Genomic DNA, 15,495 nt, shown 5'->3' on the forward strand with positions numbered 1-15,495 from the left:
TTGAAAATTAACAAAAATAATCGAGGTTATATTAAAAAAACGGGTTGTTTTTAGTGTATAATATTCCTTAGTGTCGTACGACAACCCATCTACTAGGGCTTAAAATGGATAGATAACGCTTACGTTTGTGAGTAATCAATCAGGCTATTTGAAATAAATCAAAGGAAATGGGAAAATGAGTCAAGTAAAATAGTTTTTCAAGCGAATGATCAGTCATAACTAGTGGACATTGTGAATGATTGAATGATCGTGAGAGGAATTATTTGCTTATTCGTCGTATAACCAAATTAAAGGGGGAGAACAAAGAAATGAAGATAGCAATTGCTGGTGCAGGTGCAATGGGGAGTCGGTTTGGACTCATGTTGCAAAAAGGTGGAAATGACGTGACATTGATCGATGGTTGGAAAGACCATGTAGAAGCGATCAAAGAAAACGGATTGAAAGCTAACTTTAACGGTGAGGACATCGTTGTCGATATCCCAGTCGTTCTTCAATCAGAGATCAATGACGTAGAAAAAGTTGATTTGATCGTCTTATTCACGAAAGCAATGCAACTAGAAAAAATGTTGGAAGATATCCGTCCAATGATCAAAGATGAGACAAAAGTTCTTTGTTTATTGAATGGAATCGGCCATGAAGATATTATTGAAAAATTTGTACCAATGAAAAATATTTTTATTGGTAATACAATGTGGACGGCAGGCTTAGAAGGTCCTGGACGTGTGAAATTATTCGGTAGTGGTTCAGTAGAACTACAAAACTTAGGAGACGGTCAAGAAGAAGCTGCGAAAGAATTGGCAGAAACTTTAGCTGACTCTGGTTTGAATGCGAAGTATTCAAGTAATATCCATTACTCGATCTATCGTAAAGCTTGTGTCAATGGCACGATGAACGGCTTATGTACGATTTTAGACGTGAATATGGCAGGACTTGGTCGTACTTCTACAGCTCATGATATGGTTGTTGCTATCGTAAATGAATTTGGTCAAGTAGCAAAAGCCGAAAATATTGATTTAGATGTGGAAGAAGCAGTCGCCCACTGTGAAACTTGCTTTGATCCTGAAACGATCGGTATGCACTTCCCATCAATGCATCAAGATTTGATCAAAAACAACCGTTTGACAGAAATCGACTATATCAACGGTGCGATTTCACGTAAAGGAAAGAAATACGGGATCGCTACGCCTTACTGTGACTTTTTGACAGCGCTCGTGCATGCAAAAGAACAGATTTTAGAGGCGAAATAGGAGGAACAAATAAATGGATACGACGAATAAATTAACGCCAAGAATTTTTTTGAACAAAGTATTAGCTGGAACAGCAACAGGGATCATCGTAGGACTGATTCCAAATGCTGTTTTAGGAGCTATTTTAAAGTATTTCAGTGAATATCCTGTTGCTGTGACGATCGCACAACTAGCTGTGATCTTCCAATTAGCGACACCGTTGATCATTGGTGGTTTGATCGGGTTACAATTTGGGTTTAATCCGATGCAAATGATGGTAGTAGCTGGGGCTGCATTTGTCGGCTCTGGTGTTGTCCGCTTTATGCCAGACCTTGGTGAAGCAGGAGTATATGTAGGGGCAGGTACAGGAGATATCATCAATACGATGATCACTGCAGCGATTGCTGTTGGTCTGATCCTATTGATCGGTGACCGCTTTGGCTCAGTCGCAATCGTATTGACACCAATCGTAGTCGGTGTGGGCGCAGGTCTTGTTGGGTTTTATTTATTCCCTTATGTGACAGCGATCACCTCTGCAATTGGTGAAGGTATCAATAACTTTACGACATTGCAACCTATTTTGATGTCTATTTTGATCGGTTGTTCATTTGCCTTTTTGATCATTTCACCGATTTCAACAGTTGCGATTGGTTTAGCGATCCAATTGGATGGAGTTTCTGCAGGAGCTGCTGCTATGGGTGTTGCAGCCACAACATTTGTGTTGATCGTCAATTCTTGGCGTGTCAATAAATCAGGTGTCACGATCGCGATTGCGTTAGGTGCGATGAAGATGATGATGCCGAACTTATTCCGTAAACCGATCATCTTGCTTCCATGTTTAGTAAGTGCGGTTATCACAGCGATACCTGTCGCACTTTTCTCTGTATCAGGAACACCAGCTTCTGCGGGCTTTGGGATCGTAGGTTTAGTTGGCCCTCTTGCTTCATTAGATGCTGGACTAAATATCGTGATGGTGTTGATTTGTTGGTTCGTCGTACCAGTCGCGGCTGCTTTATTTACGCAATTGGTATTTGAAAAAGTCTTGAAACTTTACGACCGGGAAGAAGTCTTTAAATTCTTAGGTTGATCAAAATTATAAAAGAAAAAAACGCAAAACAGAGAAATCTCTGGATTGCGTTTTTTTTTGAGAAGAAGATGGTGTTATCTGCTATACTGACACTAAATGAAAACAATGGATCATTTGATCCAATAGAAGGAGAATACATGAGAAATATAAAATTAACGATCGAATATGATGGAAAAAGATATTCTGGTTGGCAGCGACTTGGTAATGATGAAAAAACGATCCAAGGAAAAATCGAAGCGATCATTTCGCAAATGACCGGGGAAACGATTGAGATTATCGGTTCTGGCCGAACAGACGCTGGAACACACGCCAGAGGTCAAGTAGCTAATTTCAAAACAGCTAGTACAATGAGTCGAATGGAGATGCTGGATTTTCTTAATCGTTATTTGCCAAGAGATATTGTGGTAAAAAAAGTGGAAGAAGTACCTGAACGTTTTCATGCTAGATATAATGCAAAAGGGAAAAAATATAGTTACTACGTTTGGAATGCTCCAATTCCAACAGTGTTTGAAAGAAACCATAGTTTTGATTATCCGAAGGCACTTGATTTGGAGAAAATGGAAGAAGCTTGTCGGAAACTAGAAGGAAAACATGATTTTATTGGATTTTCAGCATTGAAAAAAACAAAAAAATCAACAGTACGTACAATTGAAAAATTATCGGTCCAACAAGAAGGTAATATGCTTCATTTTACATTTGTAGGGGATGGTTTTTTGTATAAAATGGTACGGATCTTAATGGGAACGATTTTAGATATTGGTTCAGGTAAAGCTGATTTATCTTTGATCGATACGATTTTTGAAACGAAAGTCAGACAGCAAGCAGGCGAGACAGTTCCCGCACATGCGCTTTTTCTAGATGAAGTGTATTATTAAGGGATGTTAAATGATTCAAAGAAAATAGGGGAAAAGCAATCTCAGCTTTTTCCTGTTTCCTTGGATCGGCAGTGGACACTTTGGGAGGGGGAGACCCGATGAAGAAAGAGGAAGAAATCACCACTCTCTACAATTTGATTTTAAACCCAAACACGCGAGACTGGGAGCGACAACAACTAATGACAGCGAAAGAAGAGTTAGCAACTTCTGTTTCTCTAAAAGAGGTACTTGAAAAGTTGGAAGTTTCTTTGCGACCATTGGCTTTACGACAAAATCTAACTCCAGATGTCATGGATTTCTATTTGCAAATGGTCGGCGATCCGTTAGGGGAAGCGCGGTATGATTTTTCTAAACACGAACTGACAGATCCGACAGTTCAAGAACGAGCAGTGTTTGCTGGCGGTTGTTTTTGGTGTATGGTAGAGCCTTTTGAGAAAAAAGCAGGAATTATTTCTGTGATGTCTGGATACACAGGCGGGCAGTTTGATTCCCCTAATTATGACCAAGTCAGTGGCGGCTATACCGGTCATGTGGAAGCAGTGGAGATCATATTTGATAAGCGATTGATCAGTTATCAAGAGCTAGTCGAGATTTACTGGCAAGTAACGGACCCGACGGATGAATTTGGACAATTCCAAGACCGCGGAGAACAATATCGTCCAATCATTTTTGTTCAAAATGAAGAGCAACAAAAAACTGCTGAAGCGTCGAAACAAGCATTAAGCGCATCAGGTCGCTACAGAAAACCGATAGTTACGGCTATTTTACCAGCGACAGCTTTTTGGCCGGCAGAAAATTACCATCAGCAATTTTATCGGAAGCAACCAAAACGTTACAAAAAAATAAAACAAACTCGTCGTCAATTAGCATTTTTGCAAAAAATGACTACCAATTGGGGAAAAAAAGCGAAGAACTAAAACAAGCAACATAATTTTGGTAGCGTTTTCTATTGAAGAGATATAAATTTGAAAGTAATCTATGGGGACTTGAAATAGAGATGGCTAAAAAATCTTGGTCAGTAGTCATCTGCTATCCTTGAAAATGAAAAACGGCATTCCAGAAGTAACTCTTTATTTTTTGGGAGTGGAAGACTTCTGTGATAATCATAAAATAAGGAGTGAATGAAATGTATGTAGCTGATAAAACGCGTTATGAAAACATGGAGTATCGTAAAAGCGGTCAATCTGGATTAAAACTGCCTTTACTTTCCTTAGGGTTATGGCAAAATTTTGGGGAATATGATCCCATCAGTAATCAGCGGGAAATTTTAAAGGGGGCTTTTGATTTAGGCATCACCCATTTTGATCTAGCCAATAATTATGGTGGACCTGCTGGAGCAGCTGAAACAAACTTTGGACGACTTTTTAAAGAGGATCTCAAACCCTATCGAGATGAACTGATTATCTCTAGTAAAGCAGGCTATTATATGTGGGATGGGCCTTACGGCAATTGGGGGTCTCGTAAGTCGATCATTGCCAGTTGTGACCAGAGTTTGCAACGTATGGGTTTGGACTATGTGGATATTTTCTATCATCATCGTCCAGATCCTGAAACGCCTTTGGAAGAAACCGCAGAGGCATTGATGCAATTAGTTCGACAAGGAAAGGCCCTTTATATCGGTATCTCTAACTACAATGGGGCGGACACGCAGAAAATGGCGGAAATTTTACGCAAAAAAGATGCGCCCTTCGTGATCCATCAAATGCGTTACAATCTGTTCTCAAGAGAATTGCTTGAGACGGACTTAGCACCTGTCCTTGTTGAAAATGGACTAGGTGCAATCACGTTTAGTCCATTAGCACAAGGCTTGTTAACGAATCGCTACTTATATGGTATTCCTGAAGAATCACGTGCGCATCGAAAAGAAATCCCTTTTCTTTCAGAAGAACAGATTGCACCGACACTACGTAAAATTACACAGTTACAGGAAGTGGCGGAAGCGAGAGGACAAACATTGGCTCAGATGGCATTGGCGTGGAATGTGCGACAACCATCAGTGACAAGTGTTTTAGTCGGTGCTAGCCGTTTGAGTCAGTTGCAGGAAAGTGTCAAAATGAAAGATAATCTCGTCTTTGCACCAGAAGAACTAGCAACGATCGAAACGATTTTGGCAGAAAATTAACGTGTGAGAAAATCACGTTGAAGTGGATACAACAAAAGCAAGCGTGTCTGGGGGATTAGTCCTCATGCATATTCTAAAACCGAATAAACGGCAGGGACAGAAGTAACCTCTTCGGAAATAAGGCGCCAGCCACGAAAATTTGTAGAACAATTTTAGTGGCTGGCGCCTTATTTATCGAGGCTGAATACTTCTGTTCCGACCTCCTCTTGCTTATGCTATCATATCTTGTGTTTGAGAGGTGATGTAGAGACAGACGGCGTAGCTTGTTTTTCTTCATTTTTACTTGGTACAATAGCTTACCTTCTTGTTCTTCTAAAGTGAAGGTTTTATCGTCTTGCTTTTTTGTTCCTTTTCTATTTGTTTCAAATTCGTTTCCGACGCAGCAGAAAGAGCCTTAACATACAAAATACGTCTATCCTCTCCGGTTTGTATTAAAGATTCGGGGGACGAGTAGCTATCGGTTCCTGTTTTGTTTTCTGACACTATCGCTGTTTCTAGCGTTAGCTCACTTATTTTTTTTGTGAATGGTTCATTTGCGCAACTACTTCTGGACTCAGCCAAAAAATCTCTGTAGGAGAATGTGGCTCGTTTCCCAAATGCAAGGTCAGTTCATTGTTATGTACTTTTATAGAATCTCCTGGGATTCCGATGATTCTTTTAATGATTTCATCCGTAGAGGATCGCTGAATAGCGATGATGATATAACGTGTGAGTGCCGAAAACTTGTCTACGATCACAATATTGCCGTTGGCTAAATTGATGTTCCAGTAACTTGACGAAAGTGATAGCGATGAAGTGAATAAGTAAAAACGACACATAAAAGCAGCCATATTAAGATATATGGCCCTTTCTTTTTTTGAAGTTGACCATTTCCCAGGTATACAAGAAAACAATCCCCTTTTTTTACTTGAATGGTCCTGTTAGTTATTCCAAACGATTTTTTTGTTCTTTGACCTGTTCAACAAACTCGAGAATGGTCTGATGGGCATTTATTCGCGCATTTTCTAGTTCAAATAGTATGTAGACGCAAAAGGTCAATGCAATAGTTAGCAAACTGTTGATGATCAAAAGTTAAAAAAATGGTTTTTTCAATAATTTCAGTTTATAAATACTGATTTTTTAGATAAAATCGTATGGGCTTACAAACGACAAAAATTTGAAGTCTTGGCAAAAAAACGTGTTACTTCTATAGAAGTGTTACAAGAATTGAAATTTATGAGAAGAATCGATGCGATTGAATCAAAAAATCAATCAACGAAGTAACTACTTGTTGATTAATTCTAGCAAGCAATCATTGAAATCTACCAAGTGAGGAGCAGACTTACTTTTTACTTGGTAGTTTCTGGTGTTCCATTCTTTTTTTGCACACTAAAAATAGTGTGCGATAGAAAAATTAGAGTGTGTTTGATAAAAAACAACATGAAAACCCTTTTATATCAAAGTGGTAAAGCGATTTCAAAGTTGGCACGATACTTGCATTATATAAAAATGTAAGAAGAAGAAAAGGAAGTGTTCAAAATGGAGAAAAGAACAATCATGCTTGTCTGCTCTGCAGGAATGAGTACAAGTTTATTAGTGACAAAAATGCAAAAAGCAGCAGAAGAAAAAGGTGTAGAAGCGGACATCTTTGCAGTTTCAGCATCAGAAGCTGATAGCCAACTAGAATCAAAAAATGTAGACGTTTTATTATTAGGGCCACAAGTACGTTTCATGCAAAGTCAATTTGCTGAAAAACTAGCACCAAAAGGGATTCCGTTAGATGTTATCAACATGCAAGACTATGGCATGATGAACGGGGCAAAAGTATTGGAACAAGCAGAATCATTGATCAATAAATAAAAACAAGAAAAAGAGGAAAGAAAATGGAAGATCAAAAAAATTTAGAAGCGATCATGGGTTTGATCATGTTCGGTGGCAACGCAAAAAGCGATGCAATGGAAGCGATTGCTGCTGCGAAAAAAGGTGACTTTGAATTAGCAGATGCAAAAATCAAAGACGCAGAAGAATCATTGGTTCAAGCGCATCATTCGCAAACAGGGTTATTAACACAAGAAGCACAAGGGGAACACATGGAAGTTACTTTGTTAACCGTTCATAGTCAAGATCATTTGATGACATCGATCGCGTTTACAGATTTAGCAAAAGAAATCATTGATCTATACCGTCGTATAGATGCTTAAATAAAAGTTTTTTAAAGGAGAAAAGAGGAAAAGATATGGATAGCTTTGTAGCATTTATGGAGAAACACTTTATACCAGTCGCATCAAAAATCGGTGCACAACGCCATTTAGTGGCCATTCGTGACGCTTTTATGGTCAGTATGCCATTAATGATCTTAGGCGCTTTAGCTGTAATGATCAATAACTTGCCGATCCCTGGATTCCAAGAATTGATGAATTCGATTTTTGGTGGTGAAGCATGGAAAGGATTCGGTGCGGCTGCTTGGAACGGAACGTTTGCGATTCTTTCTGTTTTGATTGCGTTCTTATTAGCTTATCATTTAGCAAACGGTTACCGTAAAGATGGCGTATCTGCTGGAGTGATTTCATTAGGTTCATTCTTCGCACTAGGCGGCGCTTTAGGTATGAGTTCAAACGGATTATTTATTGCAATTATTGTCGGAATTATTTCAACAGAGATTTTTGTTCGTTTAAGTGGAAATGAAAAATTGATCATAAAAATGCCAGACGGAGTGCCACCAGCAGTAGCAAAAGCATTTGCGTCATTATTACCAGCAATGATCACGATCTCATTTTTCGCACTAATCGCTGCGATTTTTGCAGCATTCGGTGTTGCTGATATTGTTGGCGCATTCTACACGGTGGTTCAAGAACCATTTATGGGGCTTGCTAACTCTTACCCATCTGCATTATTGCTTGCATTTATTACACCGTTCCTTTGGTTCTTCGGATTACATGGAGCAAACATGGTCGATCCATTGATGCAAACCATCAATGCGCCAGCGATCCAAGCAAACGTCGAAGCGATTGCCAACGGTCAAAGTGCACCATTTATCGTCAATAAACCTTTTTTTGACAGCTTTGTCAATTTAGGTGGTACAGGTGCGACACTAGGATTACTGATTGCGATCTATTTAGTAGGACGTAGAAACAAACCTTATATGGTCGTAACGAACTTATCGATTGCACCAGGAGTATTCAATATCAACGAACCAACAATGTTTGGTCTACCAATCGTTTTGAATCCAGTGATGTTTATTCCATTTATTTTAACACCAATGGTTTTAGTAACTGTTGCGTACTTTGCGACATCAACAGGACTTGTACCAGCAGCGACAGTAATGCCACCATGGGTAACACCACCAGTGATCGGCGGATTTTTAGCAACAAACAGTCTTTCAGGCGCAGTGTTATCTGCGGTTAACTTACTGATTTCAATTCTGATCTATCTACCATTCGTTAAAGTAGCAACGATCCAAGAAATGAAAAAAGACGCATTGAACGCGTAAGAAATAATAAACGGAGAGCAAGTGATTGCTTTCCGTTTTTTTTTTTACTACTGTTATCATTGCTATTTTTCAGAAAGCAACGTATAGTTTTTGTAAGTATTTTTTTTGAATAGGAGGATAGCGTATGAATACAACAGATATTCAAAAAAGGATCGAACGATTCCAAGCATATGGGAACACCCTTCCAGGAGCTAGGGTATATTTTCGTGAAGATTGGGAAACGCTTTATTTTGATTTGGATGGTAAACAGTTTGGGATGATGAGTCCAGAAGAGAATGAAAAAGCATTGATTACGTTAAAACATTTTCCAGAAAAAAACGAGGAATTACGAACGATGTACCCTGGGATCATTATACCTGGTTACTATGCCAATAAGAAACATTGGAATTCGATCATGTTAGGCAAAGATGAATTGTCAGACGAGGAAATCGAGAAAATGATTTTGATTTCTTATGAATTGGTACTAGCTAAATTCGCTAAAAAGAAACAAGAAGAAATCAAAAACTCAGTGATAGAAAGTGATTGAAAGCTTGAAGGGGCATCAATCATTTTCTAGTCGATGAAAAAGGTCTGGAAATAGGGACACCCTATTTCCAGACGCTTAATAAAATTTGTGCAGATGGACTAAGAATGTTTGGATCGATGATTCGCCTCTACCTCTTTGTCACAGAAATAATCAACATCATCGGACGTCTTAATTCGTCTTTCATACCAGGCATATCTAACATATGTGACGGTGGCATTGGTTCAAGCACATGGTTGATTTGAAAGTCATTAGACAATAATGTCTCAAGATAAGTTGTAATCGTTCGATGATATTTTTTTACAGAAGATCCTAGGAAGTTTGTGTCACGCTCCCCTTCGTCAAAATAATGATTAACTGGAAAGTGCATGATCTGACCGTTGTCTGTATAAATCCAGTCTTGCCGACCATCTGCTGTGAAAATAGGATGTTCAACTGAAAAAAGAAATTGCCCATTCGGTTTTAGGAAGTGATGGACATGCTGGACGAGTTGTTCCCAATTTTCTACATAATGGATAGCTAAAGAACTGAACACGAAATCAAATGAGTCTTTGGCAAACCGGATCGTTGAAATATCGTCTTGCATATAACTGATCGTGGTATCGTTTGTTCGAGCTCTAGCTTCTGCTAGCATCTTCTCAGACAAGTCGACACCAATGATTTTTTTTGCCCCTTGCGAAGCAGCGTAACGACAGTGCCACCCATAGCCACATCCAAGATCAAGGACTGTTTGACCATGGAGATTGGGGAAGATAGATGCAAGCGTTGGCCATTCTCCAGCACCTTGTAAGCCATTTTTGCTACGAGGCATTTCTTTGTATCGGTCAAAAAATTGTTGATCATCGTAAATATTTGTCATGTTTGATTCCTCCATGTAATTTTTTTATTTGCTTAAACTACATGGAGTCCGTCTCTTTTGTGTGCAATCATCTCACTTACTCCTTTGACATCTATTCTAGCTTAGGTCGGAAGAAGAAGCAAAAATTCAAACATAGATAAACATGCTTAGGCATCTATTTTACACGACGCATGAATAATGAATGGAGATTTAAAAGTTGAATATGTATCAATGGATCAAATTAAATGAACACCCAGAATTACTGGAAGAAACCGCAAGTTGGTTTTCCTCAAAGTGGGGCATCCCTGCTGAGGTTTATGCGGAAAGTATACGTACTGGAATCATCGAGAAGGAAAGTATTCCTCAATGGTATGTCATTCTCGATGAAAAAGGTGCAATCGTTGGAGGAGCAGGTGTCATCGAAAATGACTTCCACGACCGCCCAGATTTAGCACCTAATCTGTGTACTTTATATGTTGAACCGGAGCATCGGAATCAGGGATTAGCAAAATGGATATTAGAACAAACCAGAGAAGAGATGCATCGATTAGGATTCAAAAAACTTTATTTGATGACAGACCACACCTCTTTTTATGAACGATATGATTGGTCATTTTTAACTATGGTCAAGGAAGAAGGTGGAACAACTGCCCGGTTGTATCAAATCACTACAACAACATAAAGAGAAGCATGAGATGTTGAATCAAATCTCATGCTTCTCTTTTTTCGCTTGTTCTCTTCGTTGTTTCTTTTCATCGTAAATAAAGACATTTCGCACGATACGTAAGATGGGGCGAGTGGTCAAGAAGATGGCGCCTGCTAAATACAAGTAATTACTGTAATAATCAGGGATTTTCGTGAGTAAAGCAATACTCCCTAAGACATAAAAAATCCCTGTGAGTAAATCAACCGCTAAAGAAATCAATGTGTAACGATTTTGGAAATACAAGCGAAAACGCCGTCCGCGGATCTCAATATCTTCTTCTTTGCCAATCTCGACATCATGGGTATTTCGTTTGATTCTTGGCATATAAAATCACCTAACTAGTTTTTATTTCTACGGTTTCAAGACAACTTTGATATTTTTATCTTCTTTTTTATCAAAAATCTCGTATGCTCGAGCCGCTTCTTCTAACGGCATCGAATGAGTGATGATTTGAGTTGGATCAAACAGTCCTTCTGCAATCATGTCATAAATTTTTGGCATCAAATGGACAACTGGTGCTTGCCCATGTTTGACGTCAATATTGCGCATAAAGAATTCTTGAAGTGGATAGGAAGAAGCAGGTGTCATATAAACACCAGTGATTTGCACTGTACCAAATTTTTTGACCGCTTTAGCAGCCATTTGGATAGGTGAGATCGTTCCACTTTGTAAGCTAACTAAATTTTTAGCTTTTTCTTTTGTTGGCTCTAAACCATCCATTCCGACACAATCAATGATGACATCTGCACCGCCACGAGCTAACTCATATAAATCATCTCCGGCTTGGTTCACATCGTCTAATAGATAGGTTTCGATTTGATTATAGCGGACTGCTTTGTCTAATCGGTGTTTGACTGGATCGACCGCAATGACACGTTTTGCTCCTGCCATCACAGCAAATTTTTGTGCAAATAAACCAACAGGACCTGAACCTAAGACGACGACTGTATCATCTTTTTTAACCCCTGCATTTGCAACGCTCCAATAAGCGGTGGGTAAAATATCAGATAAAAATAAAACTTTTTCATCAGGTAAATCATTATCTGGAACGATAAATGACGTAGAGTCGGCGAAAGGTACCCGAAGATATTCTGCTTGCCCACCCCAGTGATTTCCGTTCAATTTACCAAAACCGAATAATCCGCCGTATAATTCTTCCTGATTGGAATTATCACACTGACTTTCCATATGGTTTGCACAAAAATGGCAATGGCCACAACTAATATTAAAAGGAATAACGACACGTTGTCCTTTTTTCAACTTCTTCACTTCAGAACCAACTTCTTCAACAATCCCCATAGGTTCATGTCCAACGACATAGCCTTTTTCCATAACGGATTCCCCATGGTGATAAAGATGGAGATCAGATCCACAAATCGCTGTCGCAGTGATACGGATGATTGCATCGGTTGGTGCTAAAATTTTTGGATCATCAACATTTCTAATTTCCATTTTTTGCTTTCCTTGCCAAGTGACTGCTTTCATCGTAGTGCTCCTCTCCTGTTTTCGTTAATAAAACTAACGATAGTTATTTATAAACTCATTCTAAGGGAATGTTACTTTTTTTCACAATGAAACGCGCTTTTAGTTTTAGTTTAAAACAGTAAAATAACTTTTGACGAAAAAAGGAAGTTGTAGTTTTATTGACTGAAAGTTATAATTATAGTAGTTGATTTTCAACAAAATAAAACGTAAAAGAACAATTTTTTGTGCTGACCTAGGAAAGGAGAGAAATGAGAAATAGTCGATTAATCAAAATAATTATAGGAGTTGTGTGTACAGTCTGGCTCTTTTTTTTGTCGATTGGCGGACTTTTTTATACGTCTTTAGCAAATGAAGGATTTATGAATGAACAAATCAAACAAGCAAACTACATACAAAAGGTAACGAAAGAGATCAATGGTCGTGTCCAGAGCTATCACCAAGAAGCAAGAGTCACTCCAGAGGTGCTTGCCGACAGTATATCTGAGGAATTAGTCAAAAAGAATATCGAGCATTTTGTCAAAGAAACTTATCGTGACAAGCAACCAAGCTTGATCCAAGCAACGGAGTTGGAAGAACATATCAAAGAGACGATCCATACATATAAAACAGAACATGAGATCAATATTGAAGAAGGGATTGCGGGAGAAGAACTCGCTTTACATATGATCGGCGGGATCTTTGAACGAAGTGTCCAACCAAGTTATCTGCATCTTTTTATTCGAGGAATCAATGACCTGAGCCACCAGGTACTTCACTATGCTTGGGGCATTGTGAGTGTGAGCCTATTGATCTTAGCAGGATTCATTTATTTCAATCCAGGCTCTATCCGTTCACGTATCAAAAAATTTGCGTGTAGTCTGATGGGCGCTGGACTGATAAGTCTAGCATTTGCCACAACTTTATACTATGCGCAGATTTTGCAGACGGATGAGCAAATGGAGTCACTTCAAGGCTTGATGCGAATATATCTCACTAACTTTACCCTGATTGTTTTATTGATCGGAGGAAGTGAGATTGTTGTGGGCGGCTTCGCATGGCTCCTTGCAAAAAGAGAAAACAAAAAAAGAACTGTCGGACAAAATCAAAAATAACGAAAAAACAAAAGTCTTCCGCCTATTTCCATAGGTGGAGGACTTTTGTTTTAGGACTGAAGTAGCACAGGAAAGTGAATTCCTTTAGTGAACCTCAATCAAACATTTTTTTCGCTGCACGCATCAACGTAGGGATATCTTTGTCATAACGTGGTGTTTTCACCAAACGTGACATTGGAATACCTGCAAAATGGAATGCCGCAATTTCTCCTGAACGAACAGCACTTTGTTCGGTAAAGATCATTTGATAAGGCTGTTCAACGAACTCACCAGTAAAGGCAAGGTTTGTTGAATGTTTAGGAATGACTTTTGGTCGATCACTTTTCGCACGATTGTTAAATAAGGCAGAAGCATATGGCATGTAAACCGGAATATTATTGATGACACTATCGTAGATTTCGGTTTCTTTTTCGCGAATGTTTACTGGACCAGGATCAACTTTTGAAAGCTGACCAAGTAATTCTTCTAACATTTCTTTTCCGTTCATTTTAATATACTCTTTGTCGACAAATTCACCACGACGTCTTGGATACAAGAAGTAGCCCCAAATCACTGTTTCATTCGGTTTTTGTGAAGTGAAATGCGGTTGGTGATGCACGACGATAGACATATTGACATCTTTTTGACCAAGTGGGGTAATCGGTGTTGTTGAAATAAATGAATTCAACGCATTACCTGGTTCTTGTGTCGTGATACGTGTGATCTCATTTAGCAACACATGATTTTTCGTTGTCAACGTAAAGCTGACCCATTCACTTGCGTCACGATCTGCGAAAAATTTATCTGGATTGCCTAAATTGTAGAATTTTTCACTGGCTTTTTTCCACAAACTAGAAGCAGCACCGTAATCCATATTTTCCTCTGCGGGTGTTTCGTAGTCGCCAAGTGTTGCCGAATCAGTGATCGAACCATTTGTAAATAATACGCCAGTATCTCCATCAACAACGACATGTTCTTCTTCTTGTGTTTTTGTATTGATCATCTTCAAGCCAGTCACAGTGATTTCATCTTGCATCGCTGTTTCTTTGAATTCCCAGTCAACGACACGACGATTCAAAATGATTTTACAACCTTGTTCTTTCAAATAATTGATCAGTGGCAACATAATACTTTCGTATTGATTATAGCGTGTTCGATTGACCCCAACTAAATGCTCGATTTGAGTAAACTCATAAATCATTTGGTGCATATAGCGACGTAATTCTTGTGCAGAACTACGTGTTCGAAAAGCAAAAGTCGTTTCCCACATAAACCAGAAGTTTGTTTCAAAGAAATGGGGATCATCTTTGAAATACTCAGCAATCGTCACATTATCTAATTTTTCTTCTTCTGAATCAGGCATGGCGATTAGTTTCGTTAATAATACGCGATCTTTATTATTGAAGCCTAATTTACCGCCATCAACGATTCCCTTGCCACCTTCCAATAAGCGAGCTTTATCAAATGTCGGATGTTTGGCATCGAAATCTCGTGTATCTTCTTCGGCTGTCATGCCCGGTTCTGTGGCAGAAGGGATACGACTGAGTAGATCCATCAAATCGACATACGTACGGTAATTCAGCATACGTCCACCACGTGCAACGTAGCCTTTTTGATTTTCTAATGGGTGATTTTTGTTCCAATATTCATCAGTCACTGTGTCCACAGGAGCGCCATCATTTGATCCATGGTCATCTAAGGAGTAGAAAGTGATTTGATCTCCACGCCATTTGCCTTCTTGGATCAAATAAACAGCAGCTGCCATATTCGCGATTCCTGCACCAATCATAATTGCTTTCTTTTTTTGCATCATGCGTTCCTCCAATATTTACCAATTCATTTTCACAGCGATTTTTCTAGATGGATTCAAATTCATCATAAAGGTGACGATCATCTTCTAGTAAGCCTGTTTTTTTGCCAAGATAAACAGCACCTATAGCGACTAGTCCTAAGCCAATGCCTACTTTCAACCATTTCTTGCTCATAAAAAAACCTCCTTTTGGTTTGTGAACTGTTTCTACTTCAAAGCATAAAGCGTTTAGAAAAATAAGCCAAATGATAGGGTAAGGAAGCAACCTGGATTTTTGACAGTTT

17 protein-coding genes are annotated in these 15,495 nt (G+C 38.9%); 11 read left to right on the plus strand and 6 right to left on the minus strand.

The window, feature by feature from the left end:
• Positions 1–308 precede the first annotated feature (308 nt).
• The 5 genes from IGK01_RS01465 to IGK01_RS01485 all read left to right on the plus strand — a co-directional run bounded on the left by IGK01_RS01465 (position 309) and on the right by IGK01_RS01485 (position 5,310).
• A complete protein-coding gene (locus tag IGK01_RS01465) occupies positions 309–1,247 on the plus strand; it encodes a 2-dehydropantoate 2-reductase (protein WP_010736493.1) in 939 nt (312 codons plus the stop codon).
• A 13-nt stretch (positions 1,248–1,260) separates the two neighbouring features.
• Entirely contained in the window at positions 1,261–2,313 is a 1,053-nt protein-coding gene (locus IGK01_RS01470; protein ID WP_375152029.1) for a PTS sugar transporter subunit IIC, read from the plus strand.
• Between the two features lie 137 nt (positions 2,314–2,450).
• Positions 2,451–3,188, plus strand: a complete 738-nt coding sequence (gene truA / locus IGK01_RS01475) for a tRNA pseudouridine(38-40) synthase TruA (RefSeq protein WP_023519006.1) — start codon at positions 2,451–2,453, stop codon at positions 3,186–3,188.
• A 98-nt stretch (positions 3,189–3,286) separates the two neighbouring features.
• Positions 3,287–4,105, plus strand: coding sequence for a peptide-methionine (S)-S-oxide reductase MsrA (gene msrA / locus IGK01_RS01480; protein ID WP_010736490.1), 819 nt, complete (start codon positions 3,287–3,289; stop codon positions 4,103–4,105).
• 209 nt (positions 4,106–4,314) lie between these two features.
• Positions 4,315–5,310 carry an aldo/keto reductase gene (locus IGK01_RS01485; protein ID WP_438840448.1) on the plus strand — a complete coding sequence of 332 codons (996 nt, stop codon included), beginning with the start codon at positions 4,315–4,317 and terminating at the stop codon, positions 5,308–5,310.
• Between the two features lie 509 nt (positions 5,311–5,819).
• Here the strand turns inward: IGK01_RS01485 and IGK01_RS01490 are convergent.
• Positions 5,820–6,140, minus strand: coding sequence for a S26 family signal peptidase (locus IGK01_RS01490; RefSeq protein ID WP_349521026.1), 321 nt, complete (start codon positions 6,138–6,140; stop codon positions 5,820–5,822).
• A gap of 688 nt (positions 6,141–6,828) precedes the next feature.
• Between IGK01_RS01490 and IGK01_RS01495 the strand changes: the two genes are divergently transcribed.
• From IGK01_RS01495 to IGK01_RS01510, 4 genes are all read left to right on the plus strand, one after another.
• Positions 6,829–7,149: a PTS sugar transporter subunit IIB gene (locus IGK01_RS01495; RefSeq protein WP_010736487.1), complete on the plus strand. Its 321-nt coding sequence runs from the start codon at positions 6,829–6,831 to the stop codon at positions 7,147–7,149.
• Positions 7,150–7,172: 23 nt separating this feature from the next.
• The gene (locus IGK01_RS01500; RefSeq protein ID WP_010736486.1) at positions 7,173–7,490 is read left to right on the plus strand and encodes a PTS lactose/cellobiose transporter subunit IIA; all 318 of its coding nucleotides are present in this window, start codon (positions 7,173–7,175) and stop codon (positions 7,488–7,490) included.
• 35 nt (positions 7,491–7,525) lie between these two features.
• Positions 7,526–8,779, plus strand: coding sequence for a PTS sugar transporter subunit IIC (locus IGK01_RS01505; protein ID WP_019723248.1), 1,254 nt, complete (start codon positions 7,526–7,528; stop codon positions 8,777–8,779).
• A gap of 124 nt (positions 8,780–8,903) precedes the next feature.
• Positions 8,904–9,305: an MmcQ/YjbR family DNA-binding protein gene (locus IGK01_RS01510; RefSeq protein ID WP_438840449.1), complete on the plus strand. Its 402-nt coding sequence runs from the start codon at positions 8,904–8,906 to the stop codon at positions 9,303–9,305.
• A gap of 127 nt (positions 9,306–9,432) precedes the next feature.
• Here IGK01_RS01510 and IGK01_RS01515 read toward each other — a convergent pair whose 3' ends face one another.
• Positions 9,433–10,161 carry a class I SAM-dependent methyltransferase gene (locus tag IGK01_RS01515; RefSeq protein ID WP_349521031.1) on the minus strand — a complete coding sequence of 243 codons (729 nt, stop codon included), beginning with the start codon at positions 10,159–10,161 and terminating at the stop codon, positions 9,433–9,435.
• Between the two features lie 202 nt (positions 10,162–10,363).
• Between IGK01_RS01515 and IGK01_RS01520 the strand changes: the two genes are divergently transcribed.
• On the plus strand, positions 10,364–10,822 hold the full coding sequence (locus tag IGK01_RS01520; RefSeq protein WP_224434918.1) for a GNAT family N-acetyltransferase: 459 nt from the start codon (positions 10,364–10,366) through the stop codon (positions 10,820–10,822).
• A 21-nt stretch (positions 10,823–10,843) separates the two neighbouring features.
• On the opposite strand, the gene IGK01_RS01525 is transcribed toward IGK01_RS01520, so the two are convergent.
• Both IGK01_RS01525 and IGK01_RS01530 read right to left on the minus strand, forming a co-directional pair.
• Positions 10,844–11,170: a YrhK family protein gene (locus IGK01_RS01525; protein WP_010736481.1), complete on the minus strand. Its 327-nt coding sequence runs from the start codon at positions 11,168–11,170 to the stop codon at positions 10,844–10,846.
• Positions 11,171–11,197: 27 nt separating this feature from the next.
• A complete protein-coding gene (locus IGK01_RS01530) occupies positions 11,198–12,331 on the minus strand; it encodes an alcohol dehydrogenase catalytic domain-containing protein (RefSeq protein WP_010736480.1) in 1,134 nt (377 codons plus the stop codon).
• 248 nt (positions 12,332–12,579) lie between these two features.
• Between IGK01_RS01530 and IGK01_RS01535 the strand changes: the two genes are divergently transcribed.
• A complete protein-coding gene (locus IGK01_RS01535) occupies positions 12,580–13,422 on the plus strand; it encodes a hypothetical protein (RefSeq protein WP_438840450.1) in 843 nt (280 codons plus the stop codon).
• Between the two features lie 94 nt (positions 13,423–13,516).
• Here IGK01_RS01535 and IGK01_RS01540 read toward each other — a convergent pair whose 3' ends face one another.
• Positions 13,517–15,211 (minus strand): oleate hydratase, encoded by a 1,695-nt coding sequence (locus tag IGK01_RS01540; protein ID WP_062805806.1) that lies wholly within the window; start codon positions 15,209–15,211, stop codon positions 13,517–13,519.
• Positions 15,212–15,257: 46 nt separating this feature from the next.
• Positions 15,258–15,386 (minus strand): hypothetical protein, encoded by a 129-nt coding sequence (locus IGK01_RS01545; protein WP_010736477.1) that lies wholly within the window; start codon positions 15,384–15,386, stop codon positions 15,258–15,260.
• Positions 15,387–15,495: the final 109 nt, after the last annotated feature.

Origin of the sequence: Enterococcus sp. AZ080, from assembly GCF_051714945.1 — a bacterium.
Lineage (GTDB): Bacteria > Bacillota > Bacilli > Lactobacillales > Enterococcaceae > Enterococcus_B > Enterococcus_B pernyi.